This is a genomic window from Nocardia sp. bgisy118 (assembly GCF_057708605.1).
Genome location: NZ_JBYISM010000001.1, coordinates 414,117 through 435,838 on the forward strand (window position 1 = coordinate 414,117; position 21,722 = coordinate 435,838).

The window sequence follows — 21,722 nt, forward strand, 5'->3', positions numbered from 1 at the left end:
CGCAAGCGATGAAATGGACAGGCATAGAACGGGGTCCGAAGGGCGACGCGTGCGCGATCGGAAGACATATCACTTTCGGACGGAAATCTTTCGGAAGGAATAGTCCGGAGGAACTGTCACCTTTGTGTAATGGCGATCGATGCAGTGTGCCGGATACGGTCCCGCTGCACCGAAGAATTGCCGAACACAGAGCGGAGAAAAACTGTGACGAGCAACACAGCGCGGGAGCGCATCGCCATTTGGTCGGATTTCGGGGGAGTGCTCACGCCGCCGGTAGCCGAAACATTCGCCGCATTCTGCGCGAAGACGGGATTGGCGCCGGATCCGTTGCGCCGTGCGATCGCGGAAGTCACCGCGTCGTTCGGTACCGAGGACATGATGCTGCCGCTGGACACGCCCCTGATCAGTGAGGACGAGTGGCTGGAGCTGGTGCGCGCGGCGCTGCGCAAGCAGGGCGTGCACACGGAGGTCCCCAGCCTCGCGGACGCCTGGTTCGACGGCCGAAAGGCCAACGTGCCGTGGGAGAACGCGCTGCGGCGCTACCGCGACGCCGGCCTGTTCGTCGGCATGCTGTCCAACATGCCGCCCGCGTGGGAGCCGCACTGGCGGCGGATGGTCGTCGCGGAGGAGCTGTTCGAGGAGATCGTGAACTCGGCGCAGGTCGGCTGCCGTAAGCCCGATCCCGGGATCTTCGAGCTGGCGGCCGCGCGTGCGGGCATCGACCCGCAGCGGTGCGTCCTGGTGGACGACCTGCCGCAGAACTGCGAGGGCGCGCGAGCGGCGGGCTGGCGCGCGGTGCAGTTCCGTGACGCCGCGACCGCGACCGCCGAGGTGGACGCCGCGGTGCGTCAGCTCGTCGGCGAGGGCGTCGCGATATAGGCCGAGGCCGCGTCCTCGTGCGCCAGCCGGCGCAGAGCGCTGAACATCGCATCGCCGAGCGCGGTCCAGACGACCAGCGCCTCGGCCATGCTCTCCGCGTTCGGCTGGCGCAACAGCGTGTCGATCTCCTTGGCTGCGATCCGTTCGGCCAGTTCGGCGTAGTCGTCGAGCAGGTCCCAGTACTCCTGTCCCAGCCTGCCCAGGGTGGCGAGCACCGCCGCGAGCGTGCCGCGGGCCGGGTTGGTCTCGCGCACCTGCCAGCCGCGTTTGGCGATGAGTTCGCGGACCTGCTGAGCCGCGGCCAGCTGCGTCTCGTCCGGCTCGGCGGCAGGCGGCCTTGACATCGCGAACTGTGCCTTGCCCGCGGATTCCAGCACCGTCATCCCCGGTGTGTGCATCTTGTCCAGCACTTCCCTGGTCGCCGCCACCGACAAGCCGCCGACCTCGATCAGGGCCCGGACCAGCTTGAGCCGTCGCACGTGGGAATCGTCGTACTGCATCTGGTTCGGGCTGGTACGTTCGCCCGGAAACAGCAGCCCCTCGCGCATGTAGTACTTGATGGTGGGTGCAGGCACGCCCGAGACCTTGCTCAACTCGGCGATACGCATATCCGCCTCCCGTCCGCGGCTACTTCTGGTCGACCCAGTGTACGGGTAGACGGATAGCGACCAGTTCCGGTTGCTGCTCGAATGCCCCGGTCGGATCAGGGTAAACGGTCGCCGACGCCACAACCGCGCGCGGGCGCCGGGCGGACCATGCCCGGCGGCGCCGTCATGCGGAATTCTGTTGTCCCGTATGGGCCCGGTACCGATTCACCGCGTCTATTCGAGAGACGGCGCCCAGCTTGTCGAAAATGCTCCGCAGGTGCCGTTTCACGGTGCCCTCGGTGATCGAGAGCGCGTTGGCGATCTGACGATTCGTCATCGCCTCGGCCACGAGGCGCAGCACCTGCTCCTCGCGCGCCGAGAGCCTGCCCCGATTCGCCGCCGAGCCGGTGAGGAAGTCGCGCGGCACGCTGACGGTGATCTGGTCCTCCACCGAGGCGATCCCGCGAATCGCGCTGACCAGCTCGCTGCGCGAGATCTTCTTGTGCAGGAAGCATCGCACGCCGGCGTCGAGCATGTCGTAGAGCAGCGTCTCGGTGCCGGTCGAGCTGAGCACGACGACGGCCGCGGCCGGGCAGGCGCGGGTCAGCGCGCGCACCATCTGCACGGTGGCGCTGCCGATTTCGTCGTTGTCGAGCACGATCACGTCCGGATGCACGGCCGCGGCGAGATATCCGGCCTCGCTCCACGACACGTCGCCGACCACCGCGAAATCCTCTTCGGAATTCAGGAAACCGCACAACATCTCGCGGGTGAGAAAGTTGTCCGTCACAATCTGAATGTTGACGACCCGTTGCGCCATATCGTTTGTCGGTATCACCGAGACGAGGCGTGGAGCGGAACATTCCGAAATGGCGTCCGGCGCCGCATTTTCGATGTTTGCCGAGCGTCTTACTCGGGCGGTTCCACTCATTTTCACCACATCCACCTCGGGGTTGCTTGAGTCGGGCGCACGGCAAGCATCCTTGTGACACCCCCGTACGTTGCCGACCCGTCGGCCGATGCCACGACAGCACACGGCATCAACCCGCTGGATTCTGTTCGCCGATGAACCAGAGAACCGGCCCCGCCTCGAATCGGCGTCGAAACGACCACCGACACTTGGCATTTGGAACCTGAGACCGGTTATAGGAAGTGACCCTATCCGTAAACGGTTGTCTCCACAACCCAGGTGTTCCGCAGCGCACAATTCGGCTTGAAGTGTTCCCGATCCGTTAACACTTACCGCAAGGGTTGGAAACGTGGCTGTGAGAACTGTGTGCCGGAATTAATGGTCAAGCCACTAAAAATGGGGGCACTCGGCACGATTCGCCGGTGGGCCGCCGTGCACTCAGCGTCCGCCGCGGCCCTCGCCTGCCAGCCGGCCACGGCGGATGAGATCGCGTTTCGTGCCCGGAGCGATGGGCGGCAGCGCCGCGTCGGCGTCGGCCGTCGGCTCTTCGGGATTGGGGCGCACGAACAGTGTGACGGTCGCGGCGGGACGGAAGCCGCTGCGGGTCATCAATGTCGCCGAGGCGGTGTTGTTGTTCTCCACGTCGGCGACGATGCGCAGCGCGCCGCGCGCGAACAGCGCCGCCGAGCACGCGTCGACCAGCCTGCGCGCGATGCCGTTTCCCTGCATATCGGGTGCGACGGCGATCCACTCGAGGTAGCCCCAGTCGTCACGCAGCTCGAATTCCATGGAGCCGAGCACGAATCCCACCACCCGATCGGAATCCAGCGCCACCCAGCACGCGTTGTCCGGACTGTCCAGGTGCTCGGCCACGCTGGTCAGCGACCACGAGGTGTAGGGCTTGGTGCTGGTGTCGAAGACCTGGTGCCCGAGATCGAGCACCTGGCGCAGATGGCCGAGGCCCATCGGGACGAGCACGGTGGCGTTGTCCATGGCGGCCAGTGTGCCAGGGGCCCGCCGCTGTGCGGCCGAGGCGCGAGCGCGCGCCTCGCGCTGGTGACCTCGCGGTGACTCAGCGCCGCCACTCCCGAAGTTCCAGGTCCACGATGACCGGATGCATGAGCGTCGAGACGGGCGCGCCGGTGTCGCGGCGGTCGGGCGCGAACACCGCGGCGGCCGCCAGCGAGGCCTCGTCGAGCGAGCGCGGCGGGGCGGGCGCGTCCAGGCGAAGGCGCGGTTCGGCTTCCCTGGTCGCCAGCACGAAACCCCAGTCGCCGAAGCTGGGCACGTCGACGTGGTAGGGCAGCGTCCGCAGACCCGCCGCGCGGATGGTGTTCGCGATGCACCAGTACGAGCGCGGCGCGAAGAACGGGGAACCGGACTGGACCGCGAGCGTGCCGCCGGGCGCGAGCACGTGGGCGGCCATCGCGTAGAACTCCTTCGAGTACAGCTTGGCGATCGAGGTCTGGTCGGGATCGGGGAGGTCGACCAGCACCGCGTCGAACGCGCCGGGGGAGTCGCGCAGCCAAGAGAAGGCGTCCTCGTTGACCACGCGCACCCGCGGGTCGTCGAAGGCGTTGCGGTTCAACGCGATCAGCCGCTCGTCGGTGCGGGCCAGCCGGATCATCTCCGGGTCCAGCTCCACCAGGGTGATCGTCTCGACGTCGGGGTAGCGCAGGATCTCGCGCAGCGCGAGGCCGTCGCCGCCGCCGAGCACCAGCACGGTGCGGCGCGGACCGGCGAGGGCAGGATGCACGAGCGCCTCGTGATACCGGTATTCGTCCACCGAGGAGAACTGCAGATCACCGTTGAGGTAGAGCCGGGTTTCCGGCGTGCCGAACGGCGAGATCGATTCGGTGAGCACGATGTTCTGATACTTCGTCCGCTCGTGCAGCACGATCGGGTGGGCGAACAGCGCCTGCTGCGCGGTCGCTTCGAACCGGTCGGCGTACAGATAGCTGCCGAGCAGCGTCGCCGCGACGAACGCGGTCAGCGCGCCGAAGGCCCAGCGGGCACGTGGGCGGAGTTCGGTGCGGAACAACAGGAATACCAGCGCAAGTCCCGCCGCCGCGTTCACGACGCCGACGATCAGGCTGCCGCGGATCTGGCCGAACATCGGAAGCAGCAGGAACGGGAAAGCCAGCCCGCCGAGCAGCGCGCCCACGTAGTCCGCAGCGAACAGGTCGGCCACCGCGCTGCCCGGCTCCTGCTTGCGTATCCGCTGCAAAAGCTCCATCAGCAGCGGGATTTCGGCGCCGACCAGGATGCCGAGAACGCTCGCGATCACGATGAGCGCCGTGGTGTAGATGTTCAGCCAGGCGTAGGCCGCGTAGAGCATCACCACCGACAGCCCGCCGAGCAGCGCGAGGAGCAACTCCACCGCCACGAACGCCGCCGCCGCGTGCCCGCGCAGCGGTTTCGCGGCGAGCGCGCCCAAGCCCATGGCGAAGACCATGACGCTCAACGTGATCGAGGCCTGCGCCGCGGTGTCGCCGAGCAGGTAGCTGCCCAGCGTCACCAGCGACAGTTCGTAGACCAGGCCGCAGGCCGCGCACACGAACGCGGTGACGAGCAACGCGATGCGGGCCGGGCGGCGCCGCAGCGGCGGTAGCGGCGCGGTATCGGTGCCCGCGCGCATTTACGACAGGCCCGCCGCCACCACGAAGGACACCGCGAGATGCAGCGCCGCGGTGACCCACACGGCCGGGTGAATCGCGCTGTCCGCGACCACGTCTCGGAACTGGCCCGGGGTGAGCAGATCCAGCAGCAGGAACGACGACGCCATCGCGCCGAGACCGATCACGCCGTACACCGCGCTGGCCACCAGCGCCTCGCCGATCGCGCCCTGTGAGGTCCAGATCGCCATGGCCACGATGATCCCGACGCCGAGCAGATTCGACGCCACCAGCAGCGACGCGTTCCGGTTCCGCTCGACCCAGATCTGTTCGCGCAGATTCCCGGGCGTGATGACGTCCACGAGCACGAACCCCAACGCCATCAACGCGATGCCGACGCCGGTGTAGGCGAGCGCGGCGCCCGCGTCGGCAGCTAGGTCTGCCAGCATGTATTCCTCCTGAAACTCCGACGATCCCCGAGCGCGCGGGCGTTATTTGCCACCCTGGCTGCGGTATTCGCTGCCCGGCGGCTGGCTCGGCCAGCCGAAGCCCGACACCGTCGAGTGATGGCGGCGGTACCCGTTGCCGTACTGGTCGACGAGGATCATCGAGCCCGTCCCGTGCGGGGCGACGGTGACGATGTCGTTGCGGTACTGCAGATAGGTGCGGTCGCCGACACGACGGTTGTCCAGCGGCTTCTCGGCCGCGGCGATGGCGTTGCCGACCGCGGCGGGCGCCAGGGCGGCGGTGTAGGCGCGGCCGTCGTTCACCTGATCCAGCGAGGTGGCCCGGGAATACTTGGCGGCGATGAAATCGCGTGCGCTCTGGATGTCTTTGCCGCAGCCGACGACCGAGAGCAGCAGCGCGGTCAGCGCCGCGAAGCCGATGACCGTTCTGCCGAGGTGGTTCATGCGTCCCCCCGTCGAGCGCCGGGCCGGGCCCGGTAGGTGATACGTCGAGTCCCCTCCGTCGAAACTCGACCGGCACTGTATCACCGACGCCACGGTCGGCGTCCAGTCCGCGAATTCGCCCGTGCGCTAGGCGCCTTTGCGCGCGGGGGTCTTCTTCGCGGCCTTCTTGGCCGGCTTCTCGGGGGTCTTCTTGGTGGCCTTGGCCGCCTTGGTGGTCTTGGCCGCCTTCGCGGTCTTCTTCGCGGGCACGGCCTTCTCGGCGGTCTTCTTCGCCGCGCCGCCGGAACCCGCCGCGCGCCTGCCGCTGGCCTCCAGGCTGCGCTGCAGCGCCGCGACCAGATCGACCACCTCGGCGTCCATCTCGGCGGCCACGGGCTCGGGTTTGGCGGTCACCCGGTCGCTGCCGCTGGCGATCGCCTCGTCGAGCATCTTCTGCAGCTCGGCCTGGTACTCGTCGGTGAACTGGCTCGGGTCGAAATCGTCGGACATGGACTCGACGAGCGTCTCGGCCATCTTGATCTCCTGCGGCCGCGGCTCGGTCGCGTCCTCCAGTGATTCGAACTCGACGGCGCGCACCTCGTCGGGCCACAGCAGCGTCTGGAGCACCAGCATGCCCTCGCGCACCCGCAGCGCGGCGAGGCGAGTCTTCTGGCGCAGGGTGAAGTGGACCAGCGCGGTCCGGTCGATGCGCTCCAGCGTGGTCGCCAGCAGCACGTAGGCCTTCGGCGTGGTGGAGTCCGGCTCGAGGTAGTAGCTCTTGTCGAAAAATATCGGGTCGATCTGCTCGGACGGCACGAACTGCAACACCGGGATCTCGTGCTTCTCGGCGGCGGGCAGGCGGGCGAAATCCTCGTCGGAGAGGATCACCGTGTCGCCCTCCGGGGACTCGTACGCTTTCGCGATGTCGACGTACTCGACCGGCTTGCCGTCGACGGTGCAGACGCGTTGATACTTGATCCGGCCGCCGTCCTTGGCGTGCACCTGGTGGAATTTGATGTCGTGGTCCTCGGTGGCGGTGTACACCTTGACCGGGACGTTTACCAGCCCGAATGCAATCGAGCCCTTCCAGATAGCTCGTGCCATCACTCCATCATGGCCGAACCACCCCGCCCGCGCGACCGAACCGGAATCGCCGAGGTCGCGGCGGCGATTCGCACCCTCGATCGGGCGGGAAGCGCGGCGAACAGCGCGCGCATGGCGGCGACGGTCCCGCCGAGGTCGGCGCGACCCGACAGGTAGGCGCGTTGCAGTGGCGCGGGCAGTGCGAAGAAGGCGTCGAAGAACCCGGGAACGTCGGCGGGCGGCAGCGCGAGCAGCGCGCGCAGCCCGGCCGCGCGCAGGACATGAACGGCGCGCGCCGACGGCGGCCACGCATTCTGTCCCGCGGCCACCGTGTCGGCGGCGGCGAGCGCGGCCGCCACGCTGTAACCCGTTGCGGGATGGGTGAATCCGCCCGCCGCGCCGAACGCGCGTGGGCCCGGTCGGCCGCCCTGCACCGGAAAGCGCACCCGCTCGACGGGCTCGTCACCGCCGAGCGCGATACCGCGCGCACGCAACCGGTGCAGCAGCCGGGTGCGCAGCTCGCCGATGTCCAGCGCGGGCCGCCCGGCCAAGCAGGTCTCCTCGAGCAGCATCGCGCCGCCGCCGAGCGGCACCGCGTACAGGAACGAGCGCGGCGCGGCCGGGCCCGCGCCGTTGTCGGCGCGCCAATCCATGAACAGCGGCTCGATCCCCGCGGCCGCGCTCGCGCCGACGACCACCCCGTAGGCGGTCTGCTCGGCGCGAGCGGGGGAGCGGGCGATTCCGCGCGCGTCGATCACGCGCTCGGTGGTGAGCACCCGGCCCGAGGCCAGCGTCACCGCGCGCCGATCGAGCCGTACGGCGCGATCGGCGACGATCTCCGCCCCGTCGAGTGCGAGCGAGTCGCGCAGCCGCTCGGTGTCGAGCACGACGTAGGGCCGATCCAGCTCGTGCCGCCGCGCGCCCCACGCCGTCGGGCGCGCCACGGTCGCCGCAGCGAGCGTGGGATCCAGCCACTCGGGCAGTTCGTCGGCCCAGGCCGCGTAGGTCGCGGTCCACCGCCGCTCGGGCGACGGATCGACCGCGACCACGGACAGACCTCTGCTCAGACACCGATGCGCCAACGCGCGTCCGGCCGGGCCGAGGCCGCAGACGGCGACGTCGGCCGTCACGACGGCGGCGCGGGACGACGGCGCGGCGCGATCACGACTCGGCGCATCGGTTGCTGCCCTCCCATCGACTCGGTCCCGCCGAGCCTAGGCCCTGTCGCGAAGTCCCATCAGGCGCCTTCGCGGCCCAGATCGCCGCCACGGATGCATCCGGCCGGACTTCGAGGCAGGGCCTGGTTCCGGGCCGATCGGCGCCGAGCGGCAGCGACGGCCGTCGCCTGAGCAGTGCGGCTCAGATGCCTCCGGTGGAGAGCAGTCCGCCGTCGACCCGCACGGTCTCGCCGGTGATCCACGCGGCCTCGTCCGACACCAGGAACCCGATCAGCCGCGCGACGTCCTCGGGCGCGCCGAGCCGCTTCATCGGGTACATCGCCGCCGCCCGCTCCTCGTCGGCGGAGTAGAGCGCGTCGGCGAACTTGGTCTTGACCACGCCGGGCGCCACCGCGTTCACCCGGATCTTCGGGCCGAGCTGCCAGGCCAGCTCGTCGGTGAGGTGGATGAGCGCGGCCTTGGAGGCACCGTAAGCCGCGATCACGCCGCTGGAGCGGATGCCCGCGACGCTCGCGACGTTCACGATCGCGCCGCCGTGCTCGCCCATCCACGCCTTGTACGCCTCCTGGATGTACCCGAGCGCCGCGACCACGTTGACATCGAAGATCTTGCGCACGGCATCCAGGTCGGCGTCCATCAGCGCGCCGTAGGTCGGATTGATGCCGGTGTTGTTGATCAGGATGTCGAGCGAACCGAACTCCGAGACCGCGCGCGCGACCGCGGCCGCGCGGCTGTCCGCGTCGCCGGAGTTGCCCGCCAGCGCCACGACCTCGCCCTGGTGGCCCAGCTCCCGCAGCTCGGCGGCGGCCGCCTCCAGCGGTTCGGGTTTCCGCGCGGTGATCACCACGTTCGCGCCGCGGCGCAGCAGCTCGGCCGCCACCGCTTTGCCGATGCCCCGGCTGGCCCCACTGACCAGCGCGCTCTTGCCCAACAGATCGGTACTCATGACACCGCACGCTACCGAAGCCGGGCGAACGACAGTTACCGCGGTCACACCGGCTTCCTCTGGTGCGAGGCCCCGTCGGGGCACAGGTAAAATCGGTGGTTCTTGTGCGTTTCGGGGCGCACAATCGGGCAGCGAGCCCGGCCCCGGCCGTAACACCCCAGCACCGCCATCCGTGAGGAGCCCATCTGTGATCACCGCGACCGACCTCGAGGTCCGGGCCGGAGTCCGCACCCTGCTGTCGGCGCCCGGTCCCGCGCTGCGGGTGCAGGCCGGTGACCGCATCGGACTGGTCGGGCGCAACGGCGCGGGCAAGACCACCACGCTGCGCATCCTGGCGGGCGAGGGCGAGCCGTACGCCGGAAAGATCCTGCGCTCCAGCGAGATCGGCTATCTGCCGCAGGACCCCAAGGAAGGCAATCTGGACGTGCTCGCGCGCGACCGGGTGCTCTCGGCCCGCGGCCTCGACACGCTGATCCGCGACATGGAGAAGCAGCAGGCGCTGATGGCCGAGGTGGCCGACGAGAAGGAGCGCGAGAAGGCGATCCGCAAGTACGGCAGGCTCGAGGAGCGGTTCTCGGCGCTCGGCGGCTATGTCGCGGAGAGCGAGGCCGCCCGCATCTGCCACAGCCTCGGTCTGCCGGACCGGGTGCTCGGTCAAGCGCTGCGCACCCTCTCCGGCGGTCAGCGCCGCCGAATCGAATTGGCGCGCATCCTGTTCTCCGCCTCCGACGGCAGCGGCGGGCGCTCGGACCGCATCCTGCTGCTGGACGAGCCGACCAACCACCTCGACGCCGACTCGATCACCTGGCTGCGCGGGTTCCTGCAGAGCCACGACGGCGGCCTGATCGTGATCAGCCACGACGTCGAGCTGCTCGACGCGGTGGTCAACAGGGTGTGGTTCCTCGACGCCGTACGCGGCGAGGCCGACGTCTACAACATGGGCTGGAAGAAGTACCTCGACGCTCGCGCCACCGACGAACAGCGCCGCCGCCGCGAGCGCGCCAACGCCGAGAAGAAGGCCTCCGCGCTCAAGGCGCAGGCCGCCAAGCTCGGCGCCAAGGCGACGAAAGCCGTTGCGGCGCAGAACATGGTCAAGCGGGCCGAGCGGCTGCTCGACGAGCTGGACGACGTGCGAGTCGCCGACAAGGTGGCCAGGATCAAGTTCCCCGAGCCCGCCGCCTGCGGCAAGACGCCGCTGATGGCCGAGAACCTGACCAAGATGTACGGCTCGCTGGAGATCTTCACCGGCGTCGACCTGGCGATCGACCGCGGCAGCCGGGTCGTCGTGCTCGGCCTCAACGGCGCGGGCAAGACGACCCTGCTACGCCTGCTGGCGGGGGTGGAACAGCCGACCGCGGGCGGGCTGGTGCCCGGTCACGGTCTGAAGATCGGCTACTTCGCCCAGGAGCACGACACCCTCGACGACGACGCCACGGTCTGGGAGAACATCCGGCACGCGGCGCCGGACGCGGGGGAGCAGGACCTGCGCGGGCTGCTCGGCGCGTTCATGTTCACCGGTCCGCAGCTCGACCAGCCCGCGGGCACCCTGTCCGGCGGCGAGAAGACCCGTCTGGCGCTGGCCGGACTGGTGTCCTCGGCGGCCAATGTGCTGCTGCTCGACGAGCCGACCAACAACCTGGATCCGGTGTCCCGTGAGCAGGTGCTCGACGCCCTGCGCACGTACGCGGGGGCCGTCGTGCTGGTCACCCACGATCCGGGCGCCGCGGAGGCGCTGTCCCCGGAGCGGGTCATTCTCCTCCCCGATGGCACCGAAGACCACTGGTCCGCGGAATATTTGGAACTTATTCAGCTTGCGTGAGTTTCATCACACGAACCCGTTGATCACGGACTGCTCAGTGCTTAGCCTGGAAAGACGCGCTGCTCGGCGACTCGGAGGAAGCCATGAGCGACAGGGCCACACAAAGCAAGGCCGTATTGGGTAAGGGCACACGCGTCACGGGGAAATCGCGTGACCGTCTGCAATCGCAGCTGAAGAAGCAATACGAGGCGGGTGCAAGCATCCGCTCGCTGGCGCGGTCGACGGGGCGCTCCTACGGTTTCATCCACAACGTGCTGGTGGAGTCGCATGTGCAACTCCGCAGCCGCGGTGGAGCGAACCGCCGTAAGGGCGTAGGCAAGTAGCCGTCCGCGCCGGCTCGAATCCGGTGGCTGCGCGGTATCTTTCGCAGCCACCGCGGGGTCTTTCGTGATGCCCGCACCGGGCGAGATGTCGCGACGGTGCGCGGCGAGGCGGACCCGGTCCGGCGAGAGATCGCGAGAGGCCGACGAGCCTCGGTCAGTAGCCGGGAACCATGCCGTCGCTGTGCACGAGCAGGTTGGACAGGCTGCGGAAGATCGGCAGGCCGGTCTTGATCTCCAGGTAGGCGAACTGGCCCTGCGGGTTGACCTCCAGGAAGTAGTACTCGCCGTCCAGCCCGAGGCGCAGGTCGAGCACGCCGAAGCTGAGGCCGAGCGCCCCCATGAGCGTGGCCAGGGATTTGCTCACCGAGGCGGGCAGCTGGTCGCGGGCGAACTCGACGGAGGTGTCCAGCCGCGAATCGACCCGGCCGACGCCCGCCTGGGAGTCGATGCGCACCGTCCACGCGATGCCGTCCACCCATACCACCCGCAGATCGCATTCGGCCTGGATGTAGTCCTGGAAGGTGGTCGGCGCCGACCTGATGCCGGTCAGCTTGCCGAAGTCGGCCAAGGTGATGATCCTGGTCTCGGCGAACTCCGCGCGCCCCGTGCCGGTGCGCTTGTAAACCACTGGGCCGGGCCGTGATTCGGCGAAGCTGCGGGCCTCGTCCGGATCGTTGGTGATCAGCGTCTCCGGTATCGCGAATCCGGCCCGCTGCGCCGTCTCGAGCTGGACGATCTTGCGGGCCGCGGTGCGGTCGGCGCCGGGATCGTTGATCCAGAACGCCGGGATCGACCACAGCAGGCCCTGGATGAAGCCGTCGCATTCGGCCTGACGGTAGGCGTCGTCGGAGGCGCGGACGCCGCCGGGCACCTGGCACGGGTGCGGTCGCCGCCACCACACCGAGCGGACGGTGTCGAGCCCGATGACGTGCGAGAGCGAGCGCGTGGTGCCGAGCCGGTCCAGCCGGAAACTGCCTGACTCGCGCGGGAAATCGCGCAGGTCGAGGTGTATCGGACTGAGTCCGTGGTGTTCTCGCAATGTCGCCGCCATCGCGGTGGCGTGCAGATCATCGGATTCGGAAACGATCAGGACCGAGCCTGGGAGACGGCTCACCATGGGCAACAGATCCGCTCAGTCGAGACTGTCGCAGTTGATGCCGTCGTCGCTCGTCGCGAACGATTTCGTCTGGCAATAGGTATAGGTCGCACCGCTGCCCGCCGGATAGTCCACCAGCCGCAACCGATCGGCCCAGGTGGCCGTGAGTTGTTGCAGCAGTTCGTCGCCCAGCGCTTCCGAGGGCGGCCCGGCGATGGTCATCGGCCGGTCCACGAGATCGATGCGCAGCCTGCGGGTGAAATCCGCGGTGGCGCCGGGGCGGATGTCCACCAGCACCGGCCTGCCGTCGCCCACGCGGTCGTCGGCGGCGTTGTCGAGCACGCGGAGCACATCGTCACGGCGGAAGGTCCACGTGCCCTCGGCGACGCGGACGGTGATCTCGCGTTCCGACTCGGCCACCAAACGGCCCTGCAGCGCGGGTACGCGGTCTTCCGTCGACGTGGCACCGGGGCGGTGGATTGCGTCGGCCATGGTCTGCTCTCCGATCTGCTCGCGATTTGCCAGGACCCCCGAGCGTGAACCGAATCATAACGCGGGAGGGGGCTCCCTCGGCCCAGATCGAAAGATTTCACGGCCGTTGGCAAACCGGATCCGGACGCGGAAGGCGCTAGCGCCGAAAGATTTTCGGCAGTCCGAAAATAGCCCTGCCGCTATCTTTCAGCTAATTCCATATGGGGGTAGCGGACGAGTATTGCCCAAGATTGGCGGCCATACCGCCCGCGCCTCGGTGCTACAGACCGAGTAGATCCGGTCGCTCGGCGAGAGCTCGGAAACGCTCGCCCGGCTCGGCGACCAGCTTGCGCGCGGACAGATCGAGCAGGCCGCCGGTCACCGCGACTTCGGCCGAGACGGTACCGTCCAGCTTCCGGATCTGCTGGCGCATCCGGAAGATCTTGCCCGCCGCCCACTCGAATTCGCAGCTGATCGTCACCTCGTCGCCGCCGCGCAGTTCGCGGAAGTACTTGATCGTGGTCTCCAGGACCACCGGGCCGATATCTGCCGCGATGAGCTTTTCCTGCGCGATCCCGGCGGCGCGTAGCAGCTCCCAGCGGGCGTGCTCGGCGTACTGCAGGTATACCGCCTGGTTCAGGTGGCCCTGAGTGTCGAGCTCGTATCCGCGGACGACGACGGGGACGGAAAAGGTCATGCCAAGTCGAACCCGTCGCGGCCCACGGATGTTCCCGGGCCGGCTGAAGTATGCGCCACAGTCCTGCGCGCCAACGCATTACCGCCGGTTGGCGTTCCGCTCCGCCCACCACTGCGGTGCGTCCACGAAGTGGTTGTCGAACTCCTCCTGTGCAGCGGCCAGGTCGTCGAGCGTCGCCTCGCCCCTGCCGAGGCGGTCGAGCAGGCGGAAGTACTCGAAACGTTCGACGCCCGGCATGAGCGCGATCAGCAGCCGCGCGGAGCTGTCCGGCGACGCGCCGAACGCGTGCGGCATGAGCTTGGGGACCACGAGCGCGCCGCCCGCGCCGACGGTGACGATCTTGTCGCCCGCCAGCACCTGGAGTTCGCCCTCCGCCACGTAGAACAGCTCGTCGGACTTGGTGTGGTAGTGCGGCGCGGCCCCGTCGGCGCCGCGGGCCATGGTGACTTCCAGGCTGCTGACCGACCCGCCGGTCTCGTTCGCGTCGATCAAGAGACGCATGCGCGCGGTGTCGGTGCCGAGATTCTCCGCCTCGTGCGGCTGACGGATGGCGAAGTCGCGGCGGGGGAGGGAGGTGGTCATGACTACTCCAGTAGTTCGGTGATTGATAATTCGCTACCGAACTATATATCAGCGAATAGAATCGTGTCCATGACTGACACGACAACGGATCCCGTGGACGCCATCGCCGAGCAGTGGGGGCGCGAGCGACCCGATCTCGACCTGGAGGCGATGGCGATCATCGGGCGGCTCGGGCGGCTGACGATCGTGGCGCAGCACGCGATCGAGGCGGTGTTCACCGCGCATGGACTGCAACGCGGCGAGTTCGATGTGCTTGCCGCTCTGCGCCGTTCCGGCGCGCCCTTCGAGTTGAACCCCTCGGTGCTCGCCGACACGCTGATGCTCTCCCGCGCGGGCATGACCGGGCGCCTCGACCGGCTCGAATCGGCGGGTCTGGTGCGCCGCCTGGCCGACGCGACCGACCGGCGTGCCGTTCGCGTGGCGCTGACCGACGAGGGCAGGGAACTGGTCGACACCGTGGTGACCGCGCACACCCTCAACGAGACCCGCATCCTCTCGGTGCTCTCCGCGCAGGACCGCAAGGATCTGGACCGCATCGCGCGGCGCCTGCTCGCCAGTCTCGAAGGCAAGGACTGACATTCGGCCGGGCGCGTCGCGGAAAGCGTCGTGCGAAATCGAGTAGTGCGCTACTCGTGTGCCCCGCGCCGCGCGGACCTACCGTGTGGCCCTGGCTCCAGAATTCCAGGCGGGCAAGGAGAACCGATGATCGACATCATCACCCTCCGGGGCACCGGCGAGCCCCGGAACGCGGACGGCGCCCCCGCGGGCATGCTGCGCGACGTCACCAAGCTGCTCGATCCGGAGAAGTTCACCGCGTTCGAGCCGAACTGGCCCGCGTCGGTCGGCCCGGCGCCCGACGTATGGGGTCCTTCGCTGGAGACCTCGGTGCGGCTCGGTATCGCGGCCGGCGTGCGCGCGATCCAGGATTCGCCCAATGTCTGCGGGCTGCTGAGCTATTCGCTGGGCGGGATCTGCGCGAGCCGCATTCTGGAGGGCGTCAGGTCGGGCAAGTACCGCAACGTCGACGGTTCGCCGCTCGAGATCGCGTTCACGGTGAACATCGCCAACCCGTTGCGCAAAGCGGGCCAGTCCGTGGGCAACCTGTGCCCGCCGTCCACCTACGGGCTGCACGGGCAGCGCGGCGCGTGGCCGAGTCTCGACGTCAAGGAGTACGCCAATCCCGGCGACATCATCACGGCCTCGCCCGCGGACTCGCCGCTGCGCGTGATCGACGTCGGCATCTCCCCGTTCTCGTTCGTCGAGGGCGCTCGCTTCGGGAACGTGACCCCGCTGATCTTCGACGAACTGCTGCGCTTCCTGTTGCAGAACCCGCTGGCCAACCTGGACCGCTACACCAAGGCCGTGCAGGGCGTCATCGGCTACCTCACGCCGTGGCCGGACGGTCAGCACGTCCTCTACTCGGGCCACAACATGCCGGGCACGAACGTCCTCTGGACCACACACGCGGCCGACTACCTGAACGCCACGCACTGACGCCGGTCAGTCCTTGCGGCGTACCGAGGCTTCGACGAGATCGAGGACGGCGGAGAGGTTTTCGTTGGTGTGGCCGGAGGCGATCCGGGCGATGAGGCCGTCGAGGACCAGGTCGAGATAGCCGAGCAGGACGTCGGTGGGGACGTCGTCGCGCAGTGCGCCCGCGGCCTTACGGCGCTCCAAGCGCGCCAGGGTCGCGGCGGTCAGTTCGGCCGAGCGCTGGGTCCAGCCCGCGCGGAATTCGGGATCGGTGCGCAACCGCCGCGCGATCTCCAAACGGGTGCCGAGCCAATTGAATTGCTCGGGGTGGGCGAGCATATCGCGCATCACCTGCACGATGCCCTGATTGGCCGCGACGTCGGCCATTCGCTCGGCGTCCTCCTGCGCCAGCGCGAGGAACAGCGCGTCTTTGTCGCGGAAGTGGTGGAAGATGGCGCCGCGGGACAGGCCGATGGCCTCTTCGAGGCGGCGCACGGTCGCGCCGTCGTACCCGTATTCGGCAAAGCAGCGCCGCGCCCCGTCGAGAATCTGACTGCGCCGGGCGGCGAGGTGATCATCACTGACTTTGGGCATGGCGTGGCTCCTCCGAAGCGGGTGGCGCGGCGGGATGCGGAGAGGTCCGCGCATCGCCGAAGCGATGCGCGGACCCTTCACGAGCTGACGGTCGGGGAAGACCGCTGGGGGATCATCCCCGGAACCCGACCTAGCCGCGGATCATGTTGCGCAGCACGTACTGCAGGATGCCGCCGTTGCGGTAGTAGTCGGCCTCACCGGGGGTGTCGATCCGAACCACCGCGTCGAAGGTGATCTTCTCACCGGTCTCCTTGGTGGCGGTCACCTTCAAGGTCTTCGGAGTCACACCCTCGTTCAGCTGGGTGATGCCCTCGATGTCGAAGGTCTCGGTGCCGTTCAGCTTCAGCGACGCGGCCGACTCACCGGCCGGGAACTGCAGCGGGATGACGCCCATACCGATGAGGTTCGAGCGGTGGATGCGCTCGAAGGACTCGGTGATGACGGCCTTCACGCCCAGCAGGCTGGTGCCCTTGGCGGCCCAGTCACGCGAGGAACCCGAGCCGTACTCCTTGCCGCCGAGCACGACCAGCGGGATGCCCGCGGCCTGGTAGTTCTGCGAGGCGTCGTAGATGAAGGCCTGCGGGCCGCCGTCTTGGGTGAAGTCGCGGGTGTAGCCACCCGAGACATCGTCGAGCAGCTGGTTGCGCAGCCGGATGTTGGCGAAGGTGCCGCGGATCATCACCTCGTGGTTACCGCGACGCGAGCCAAGGGAGTTGTAGTCCTTGCGCTCGACGCCGTGCGAGTCGAGGTACTGCGCCGCCGGGGTGCCCGGCTTGATCGGACCGGCCGGGGAGATGTGGTCGGTGGTGACCGAGTCGCCGAGCAGCGCGAGCACGCGAGCGCCCTTGATGTCGGTGACCGGGGCCGGCTCCATCTCCATGCCGTCGAAGTACGGCGCCTTGCGGACGTAGGTCGAGTTCTCGTCCCACGCGAAGGTGTCGCCCTCCGGGGTGCTCAGGTTCTGCCAGCGCTCGTCGCCCTTGAAGACGGTGGCGTAGGACTTGGTGAACATGTCGCGGTTGATCGCCGACTTGATGGTGTCGTCGATCTCCTGCGGCGACGGCCAGATGTCCTTCAGGAAGACGTCGTTGCCGTCGGTGTCCTGGCCGAGGGCGTCGGTCTCGAAGTCGAAGTCCATGGTGCCCGCGAGCGCGTACGCGATGACCAGCGGCGGCGAGGCCAGGTAGTTCATCTTCACGTCGGGGGAGATGCGACCCTCGAAGTTGCGGTTACCGGAGAGCACCGCGGTGACCGACAGATCGTTGTCGTTGATCGCCTTGGAGATCTCGTCCGGCAGCGGGCCGGTGTTGCCGATGCAGGTGGTGCAGCCGAAGCCACCCACGTAGAAGCCGAGCTTCTCGAGGTACGGCCACAGGCCGGCCTTCTCGTAGTAGTCGGCGACGACCTGCGAGCCCGGCGCCATGTTGGTCTTCACCCACGGCTTGGAGGACAGACCCTTCTCGACCGCGTTGCGAGCCAACAGGGCGGCGCCCAGCATGACCGACGGGTTGGAGGTGTTGGTGCAGGAGGTGATGCCCGCGACCACGACGGCGCCGTGATCGAGCACGAAATCGCCGCGCTCCGGATCGGAGACCTTGACCGGCTTGGACGGGCGGCCGACGCTGCCGTTGGCGGCGGACGGCAGGATCGCGTCGTCGTCGGCGAAGGACAGCACGGCCGGATCGCTGGCCGGGAAGGACTCCTCGACGGCCTCGTCCAGGTGCGAGTGCGGGGTCACGGCGGCGGGGCCGCTCTCGGCGTCGCTGGTGTAGTTGTGGATGTCCTTGCGGAACGCGGTCTTGGACTCCGACAACAGGATTCGGTCCTGCGGACGCTTCGGGCCTGCGATGGACGGCACCACGGTGCTCAGGTCCAGCTCCAGGTACTCCGAGTACGCGGGCTCGTGATCGGCGTCGTGCCACATGCCCTGCTCCTTGGCGTACGCCTCGACGAGCGCGAGCTGCTCGTCGCTGCGGCCGGTCAGGCGCAGGTAGTTGATGGTCTCCGCGTCGATCGGGAAGATCGCGGCGGTGGAGCCGAACTCGGGGCTCATGTTGCCCAGGGTGGCGCGGTTGGCGAGGGGCACCTCGGCGACGCCCTTGCCGTAGAACTCGACGAACTTGCCGACCACACCGTGCTTGCGCAGCATGTCGGTGACGGTGAGCACGACGTCGGTAGCGGTGACGCCCGGCTGGATCTCACCGGTCAGTTTGAAGCCGACGACGCGCGGGATCAGCATGGAGACCGGCTGGCCGAGCATGGCGGCCTCGGCCTCGATGCCGCCGACGCCCCAGCCCAGCACGCCCAGGCCGTTGACCATGGTGGTGTGCGAGTCGGTGCCGACGCAGGTGTCGGGGTAGGCCTGGCCGTTGCGGACCATGACGGTCGGCGCCAGGTACTCGATGTTGACCTGGTGCACGATGCCCATGCCCGGCGGGACGACCTTGAAGTCGTCGAAGGCGCCCTGGCCCCAGCGCAGGAACTGGTAGCGCTCGCCGTTGCGCTGGTACTCCAGGTCGACGTTGCGCTCGAGGGCATCGGCGCGGCCGAAGACGTCGAGGATGACCGAGTGGTCGATGACCATGTCGGCGGGGGAGAGCGGGTTGACCTTGTTCGGGTCGCCGCCGAGAGCGGTGACGGCCTCGCGCATGGTGGCGAGGTCGACGACACAGGGCACACCGGTGAAGTCCTGCATGATCACGCGGGCCGGGGTGAACTGAATTTCGGTGTCCGGCTGGGCCGAGGGATCCCAGTTCGCGATGGCGCGGATGTGGTCGGCGGTGATGTTGGCGCCGTCCTCGGTGCGAAGCAGGTTCTCCGCGAGGACCTTCAGTGCGTAGGGGAGTTTTTCGGTGCCGGGCACGGCCGAGAGACGGAAGATCTCGTAGGAGTTGCTTCCGACCTCGAGGGTGCCCTTGGCGCCGAAAGTATCGATACTTGTCGTCACGTCAGCTCCACTCGTCTGTGAGGGTTGGTCACCGGCGGGGCTGTGCCGGCGACTCGAGTCTTTGGAGGGGCTCCAGCGCCTGGGGGAGCGCCGGTTCCTCGCGCCACGACTCTAACAGTACGCTTGTCCTGTGAAATGCGCGGGGGCCGTTCGGTGTGGCGGGTGGCGGTGAACGAACATCGTGTCGCGTACTGTGCTTTCGAGCTAGTCGGGGTATAGGTAGCTCACCCTGCAGAGTTGGATGCCCGTCGCAGCGCCCGCTGACGCGGATCGACAGACCGGATGGAAGATGGCCCCCTCGTACACCTCGGTGTTCTCCCCCATGGCCGCGGAACTGCCGCCCACCATCAACGACAGCGCGTTGCGGACCATCAAGGCCGACGTCGCCGACAATCACGTGGCGACGCCGAAGGGGAAGGATCAGGCGGGACTCGAGGCGATCGTGACGGAGGCTCGATCGCACGGGATCCCGCTCAGCATCGTGGTCATCCCCGGCAATCCAGGCCACGACTCCAATCTACGGGACCTGGCCACCGAGATCGGCAAGTCCCAGCACGGCACCGTGGTCGTGCTCAGCGACGACTGGGTCGGCACTTACAGCGATTCCATCAGCCGCGTGCAGCTGGAATGGGCCGAGGACGTCGCCAAGGGCAAGCAGGGCAACTCGGTCGAGGCCGCGCGGGTCTTCGTCGACCGCCTCGAGGAGCCGGAGGCCCTCTCGTGGACCGCGATCACCAGTGTGTTGCTGGCGGGCACGGCGATCGCCATCGCCGGGCTGTACTGGGTGAAGTCGCGGCGTGCGGCTCGCGAATCCGCGGCCGTGCCGGTTGCCGAGGGCGATGAGCTCGCGGCTCCCATTCGATAAGCGGTTTCCCTTCCGTCACTTTTCCTGACGTTCGGTTTGTTTCATCTCCCACACTCCGATCGGCGATCCGGCTAATTCCGGGCAATGTGCAAATTGCGTGCGTGTGATTGTGTTGCTGGAGTTCTCTTGGTGAAAGAAGTGTCGTACGGTTCAAGTGGCTACTGATGGGGAAACTGTGTAGTCGAGGGTTGCCCGCCGACCACTGAGCTGGATGGTTCGGTCGGGGCTCGTGAGGCGAAGCCGCGTTCGAGTCCTTGGGAGATGCGATGCACAAAAAAGGTCCGACCGGTCGGTGCCGCCGACTATCGGTCGCTCTCGGGTTGCTGGTCTCCGTCGCGCTGACCGCGGGACCGACCGCCGCCGTGCCACCCGCCCCGCCCAATCCGAGCGATGGTGAGATCGCCGCTGCCGGGGCCCGCGTCGACGCGGGCGTCACCGAGGTCGGCGCGCTGATCAACCAGGTCGGCGCGGTGAACCAGCAGCTGCAGGAACTCGACGACGCGGTGGCGCGCAAGCGCGAGGAAGTCAACAAGGCCCTGGTCGACCTGCAGAACGCGCGCGATGCCGCCGACGCGGCCGCCGCCGTCGTCGTGCAGACCCAGACCGACCTCTCGCAGGCCGGGGACGAGGTCGCGCAGGCCAGACGGAACTTCGACGAGTTCGCCACCCAGGCCTACACCCGGCCAGGCACCGGCTCGATGATCACCCATCTGTCGGCCTCGACCCCCGGCGGCGCGATCGACCGGTCGCAGCTGCTCGGCCTGGTGACGAAGAACCAGCAGCAGGTGCTCGACGAATTGCGCCGCGCCCAGATCGCCCAGGGCAACAGGAACTCCAGTGCGCGCCAAGCCAAATCGGAGGCCGACGCGGCCGCCGCGCTGGCCGAGGAGAAGAAGAACGAGGCCGAGCACGCGGTGGCCGCGGCCAAGGCCGAACTCGATCAGCAGACCGTGCGGCGCGACGAACTGCTGCGCGAGCGCGACGCCGCGCAGGGCAGGCTCGACATCGCCCGTACCAACGTCGCCGGATTGCAGAGCCAGCGCGACGCCTTCCTGGCCTGGGACGAACAACGCCGCGCCGAGGAAGCCGCGATCCGCGCCGCCGCGGCGGCCGCGGCGGCCCGCGCCGCTGCCGACCAGGCCTCTCGTGACCGGGCCGCCCAGGCGGGCAACGGCAGACGCCCGCACACCCAGCTCGAGAACGCGCCCGCCCCGAGGCAGAGCACGCCGCGGCCGAGCGGGCCGTCGGTGCGCGGCTCGCAGGCGGTGGAAATCGTGGTGGACCGGGCACTTTCGCAGCTCGGCGTGCAGTACGCGTGGGGCGGCGGCGACGAGGACGGTCCGACGCTCGGTATTCGCGACGGCGGCGTCGCCGACAGCCACGGCGATTTCAACAAGGTCGGCTTCGACTGCTCGGGCCTGATGATCTACGCCTTCGCGGGTATCGGCGTCTCGCTGCCGCACTACAGCGGCTATCAGTACAACGCGGGCACCCGCGTTCCCGTGGACGAGCGCGCCCGCGGCGACATGCTGTTCTGGGGCCCGAACGGCAGCCAGCACGTGGCGCTGTATCTGGGCGACGGAAAGATGGTGGAGGCGCCCCAATCCGGCGACGTGGTGAAGGTGTCCCCGGTCCGCGAGAGCGGCATCATGCCGTACGCGGTCCGCATCGTGACCTGAGAAACCGTTATCGATACGGCACGAATTCCCCTGATACCGGAGCCGGTTGCGGCATGCTGCGCGAATACCTGGAATAGTTGGGGCGAGC

22 protein-coding genes are annotated in these 21,722 nt (G+C 68.4%); 7 read left to right on the forward strand and 15 right to left on the reverse strand.

Annotated elements, in window-relative coordinates:
- Positions 1-204: 204 nt before the first annotated feature.
- Positions 205-879 carry an HAD family hydrolase gene (locus tag AC3EO7_RS01805; protein ID WP_431968960.1) on the forward strand — a complete coding sequence of 225 codons (675 nt, stop codon included), beginning with the start codon at positions 205-207 and terminating at the stop codon, positions 877-879.
- Here AC3EO7_RS01805 and AC3EO7_RS01810 read toward each other — a convergent pair.
- From AC3EO7_RS01810 to AC3EO7_RS01850, 9 genes are all read right to left on the reverse strand, one after another.
- Positions 849-1,487, reverse strand: coding sequence for a MerR family transcriptional regulator (locus AC3EO7_RS01810; protein WP_431968958.1), 639 nt, complete (start codon positions 1,485-1,487; stop codon positions 849-851). The two genes, AC3EO7_RS01805 and AC3EO7_RS01810, sit on opposite strands and share 31 nt — an antisense overlap.
- Before the next feature lie 163 nt (positions 1,488-1,650).
- Positions 1,651-2,592 (reverse strand): response regulator transcription factor, encoded by a 942-nt coding sequence (locus AC3EO7_RS01815; protein WP_435590271.1) that lies wholly within the window; start codon positions 2,590-2,592, stop codon positions 1,651-1,653.
- Between the two features lie 222 nt (positions 2,593-2,814).
- On the reverse strand, positions 2,815-3,369 hold the full coding sequence (locus AC3EO7_RS01820) for a GNAT family N-acetyltransferase (protein ID WP_431968954.1): 555 nt from the start codon (positions 3,367-3,369) through the stop codon (positions 2,815-2,817).
- 79 nt (positions 3,370-3,448) lie between these two features.
- Positions 3,449-5,014 carry a polyamine aminopropyltransferase gene (locus AC3EO7_RS01825; protein ID WP_435590272.1) on the reverse strand — a complete coding sequence of 522 codons (1,566 nt, stop codon included), beginning with the start codon at positions 5,012-5,014 and terminating at the stop codon, positions 3,449-3,451.
- Positions 5,015-5,440 carry a DUF350 domain-containing protein gene (locus AC3EO7_RS01830; RefSeq protein WP_431968950.1) on the reverse strand — a complete coding sequence of 142 codons (426 nt, stop codon included), beginning with the start codon at positions 5,438-5,440 and terminating at the stop codon, positions 5,015-5,017. It abuts the gene before it with no gap.
- Between the two features lie 42 nt (positions 5,441-5,482).
- On the reverse strand, positions 5,483-5,902 hold the full coding sequence (locus tag AC3EO7_RS01835; protein ID WP_435590273.1) for a DUF4247 domain-containing protein: 420 nt from the start codon (positions 5,900-5,902) through the stop codon (positions 5,483-5,485).
- 126 nt (positions 5,903-6,028) lie between these two features.
- Positions 6,029-6,985 carry a non-homologous end joining protein Ku gene (gene ku / locus AC3EO7_RS01840; protein ID WP_435590274.1) on the reverse strand — a complete coding sequence of 319 codons (957 nt, stop codon included), beginning with the start codon at positions 6,983-6,985 and terminating at the stop codon, positions 6,029-6,031.
- Positions 6,985-8,094 (reverse strand): lycopene cyclase family protein, encoded by a 1,110-nt coding sequence (locus AC3EO7_RS01845; RefSeq protein ID WP_435590275.1) that lies wholly within the window; start codon positions 8,092-8,094, stop codon positions 6,985-6,987. Before AC3EO7_RS01845 ends, ku begins: the two co-directional genes overlap by 1 nt.
- Before the next feature lie 229 nt (positions 8,095-8,323).
- Complete coding sequence (locus AC3EO7_RS01850; protein ID WP_431968942.1) at positions 8,324-9,088, reverse strand: SDR family oxidoreductase; 765 nt, start codon at positions 9,086-9,088, stop codon at positions 8,324-8,326.
- A 187-nt stretch (positions 9,089-9,275) separates the two neighbouring features.
- On the opposite strand from AC3EO7_RS01850, the gene AC3EO7_RS01855 reads away from it, so the two are divergent.
- Both AC3EO7_RS01855 and AC3EO7_RS01860 read left to right on the forward strand, forming a co-directional pair.
- A complete protein-coding gene (locus tag AC3EO7_RS01855; protein WP_431968940.1) occupies positions 9,276-10,907 on the forward strand; it encodes an ABC-F family ATP-binding cassette domain-containing protein in 1,632 nt (543 codons plus the stop codon).
- 83 nt (positions 10,908-10,990) lie between these two features.
- Positions 10,991-11,230 carry a helix-turn-helix domain-containing protein gene (locus AC3EO7_RS01860; protein ID WP_357459224.1) on the forward strand — a complete coding sequence of 80 codons (240 nt, stop codon included), beginning with the start codon at positions 10,991-10,993 and terminating at the stop codon, positions 11,228-11,230.
- Positions 11,231-11,384: 154 nt separating this feature from the next.
- Here AC3EO7_RS01860 and AC3EO7_RS01865 read toward each other — a convergent pair whose 3' ends face one another.
- From AC3EO7_RS01865 to AC3EO7_RS01880, 4 genes are all read right to left on the reverse strand, one after another.
- Complete coding sequence (locus AC3EO7_RS01865; RefSeq protein WP_431968938.1) at positions 11,385-12,347, reverse strand: MvdC/MvdD family ATP grasp protein; 963 nt, start codon at positions 12,345-12,347, stop codon at positions 11,385-11,387.
- Positions 12,348-12,362: 15 nt separating this feature from the next.
- Positions 12,363-12,818, reverse strand: a complete 456-nt coding sequence (locus tag AC3EO7_RS01870) for a hypothetical protein (protein ID WP_435590276.1) — start codon at positions 12,816-12,818, stop codon at positions 12,363-12,365.
- A 259-nt stretch (positions 12,819-13,077) separates the two neighbouring features.
- Positions 13,078-13,494 (reverse strand): acyl-CoA thioesterase, encoded by a 417-nt coding sequence (locus AC3EO7_RS01875; RefSeq protein WP_431968934.1) that lies wholly within the window; start codon positions 13,492-13,494, stop codon positions 13,078-13,080.
- A 78-nt stretch (positions 13,495-13,572) separates the two neighbouring features.
- On the reverse strand, positions 13,573-13,995 hold the full coding sequence (locus tag AC3EO7_RS01880; RefSeq protein ID WP_431969108.1) for a cupin domain-containing protein: 423 nt from the start codon (positions 13,993-13,995) through the stop codon (positions 13,573-13,575).
- A gap of 150 nt (positions 13,996-14,145) precedes the next feature.
- Here AC3EO7_RS01880 and AC3EO7_RS01885 point away from each other — a divergent pair, with 150 nt between their 5' ends.
- On the forward strand, positions 14,146-14,652 hold the full coding sequence (locus AC3EO7_RS01885) for a MarR family winged helix-turn-helix transcriptional regulator (protein WP_431968932.1): 507 nt from the start codon (positions 14,146-14,148) through the stop codon (positions 14,650-14,652).
- Between the two features lie 126 nt (positions 14,653-14,778).
- A complete protein-coding gene (locus tag AC3EO7_RS01890) occupies positions 14,779-15,570 on the forward strand; it encodes a hypothetical protein (RefSeq protein WP_435590277.1) in 792 nt (263 codons plus the stop codon).
- A 6-nt stretch (positions 15,571-15,576) separates the two neighbouring features.
- On the opposite strand, the gene AC3EO7_RS01895 is transcribed toward AC3EO7_RS01890, so the two are convergent.
- Both AC3EO7_RS01895 and AC3EO7_RS01900 read right to left on the reverse strand, forming a co-directional pair.
- Positions 15,577-16,143, reverse strand: coding sequence for a TetR/AcrR family transcriptional regulator (locus AC3EO7_RS01895; RefSeq protein ID WP_011210017.1), 567 nt, complete (start codon positions 16,141-16,143; stop codon positions 15,577-15,579).
- A 130-nt stretch (positions 16,144-16,273) separates the two neighbouring features.
- Complete coding sequence (locus AC3EO7_RS01900; RefSeq protein ID WP_431968928.1) at positions 16,274-19,090, reverse strand: aconitate hydratase; 2,817 nt, start codon at positions 19,088-19,090, stop codon at positions 16,274-16,276.
- Between the two features lie 289 nt (positions 19,091-19,379).
- Here AC3EO7_RS01900 and AC3EO7_RS01905 point away from each other — a divergent pair, with 289 nt between their 5' ends.
- Positions 19,380-19,955 carry an Rv1476 family membrane protein gene (locus tag AC3EO7_RS01905; RefSeq protein WP_435590278.1) on the forward strand — a complete coding sequence of 192 codons (576 nt, stop codon included), beginning with the start codon at positions 19,380-19,382 and terminating at the stop codon, positions 19,953-19,955.
- Between the two features lie 266 nt (positions 19,956-20,221).
- The gene (locus AC3EO7_RS01910; RefSeq protein WP_435590279.1) at positions 20,222-21,634 is read left to right on the forward strand and encodes an NlpC/P60 family protein; all 1,413 of its coding nucleotides are present in this window, start codon (positions 20,222-20,224) and stop codon (positions 21,632-21,634) included.
- The last annotated feature ends 88 nt before the right edge of the window (positions 21,635-21,722 follow it).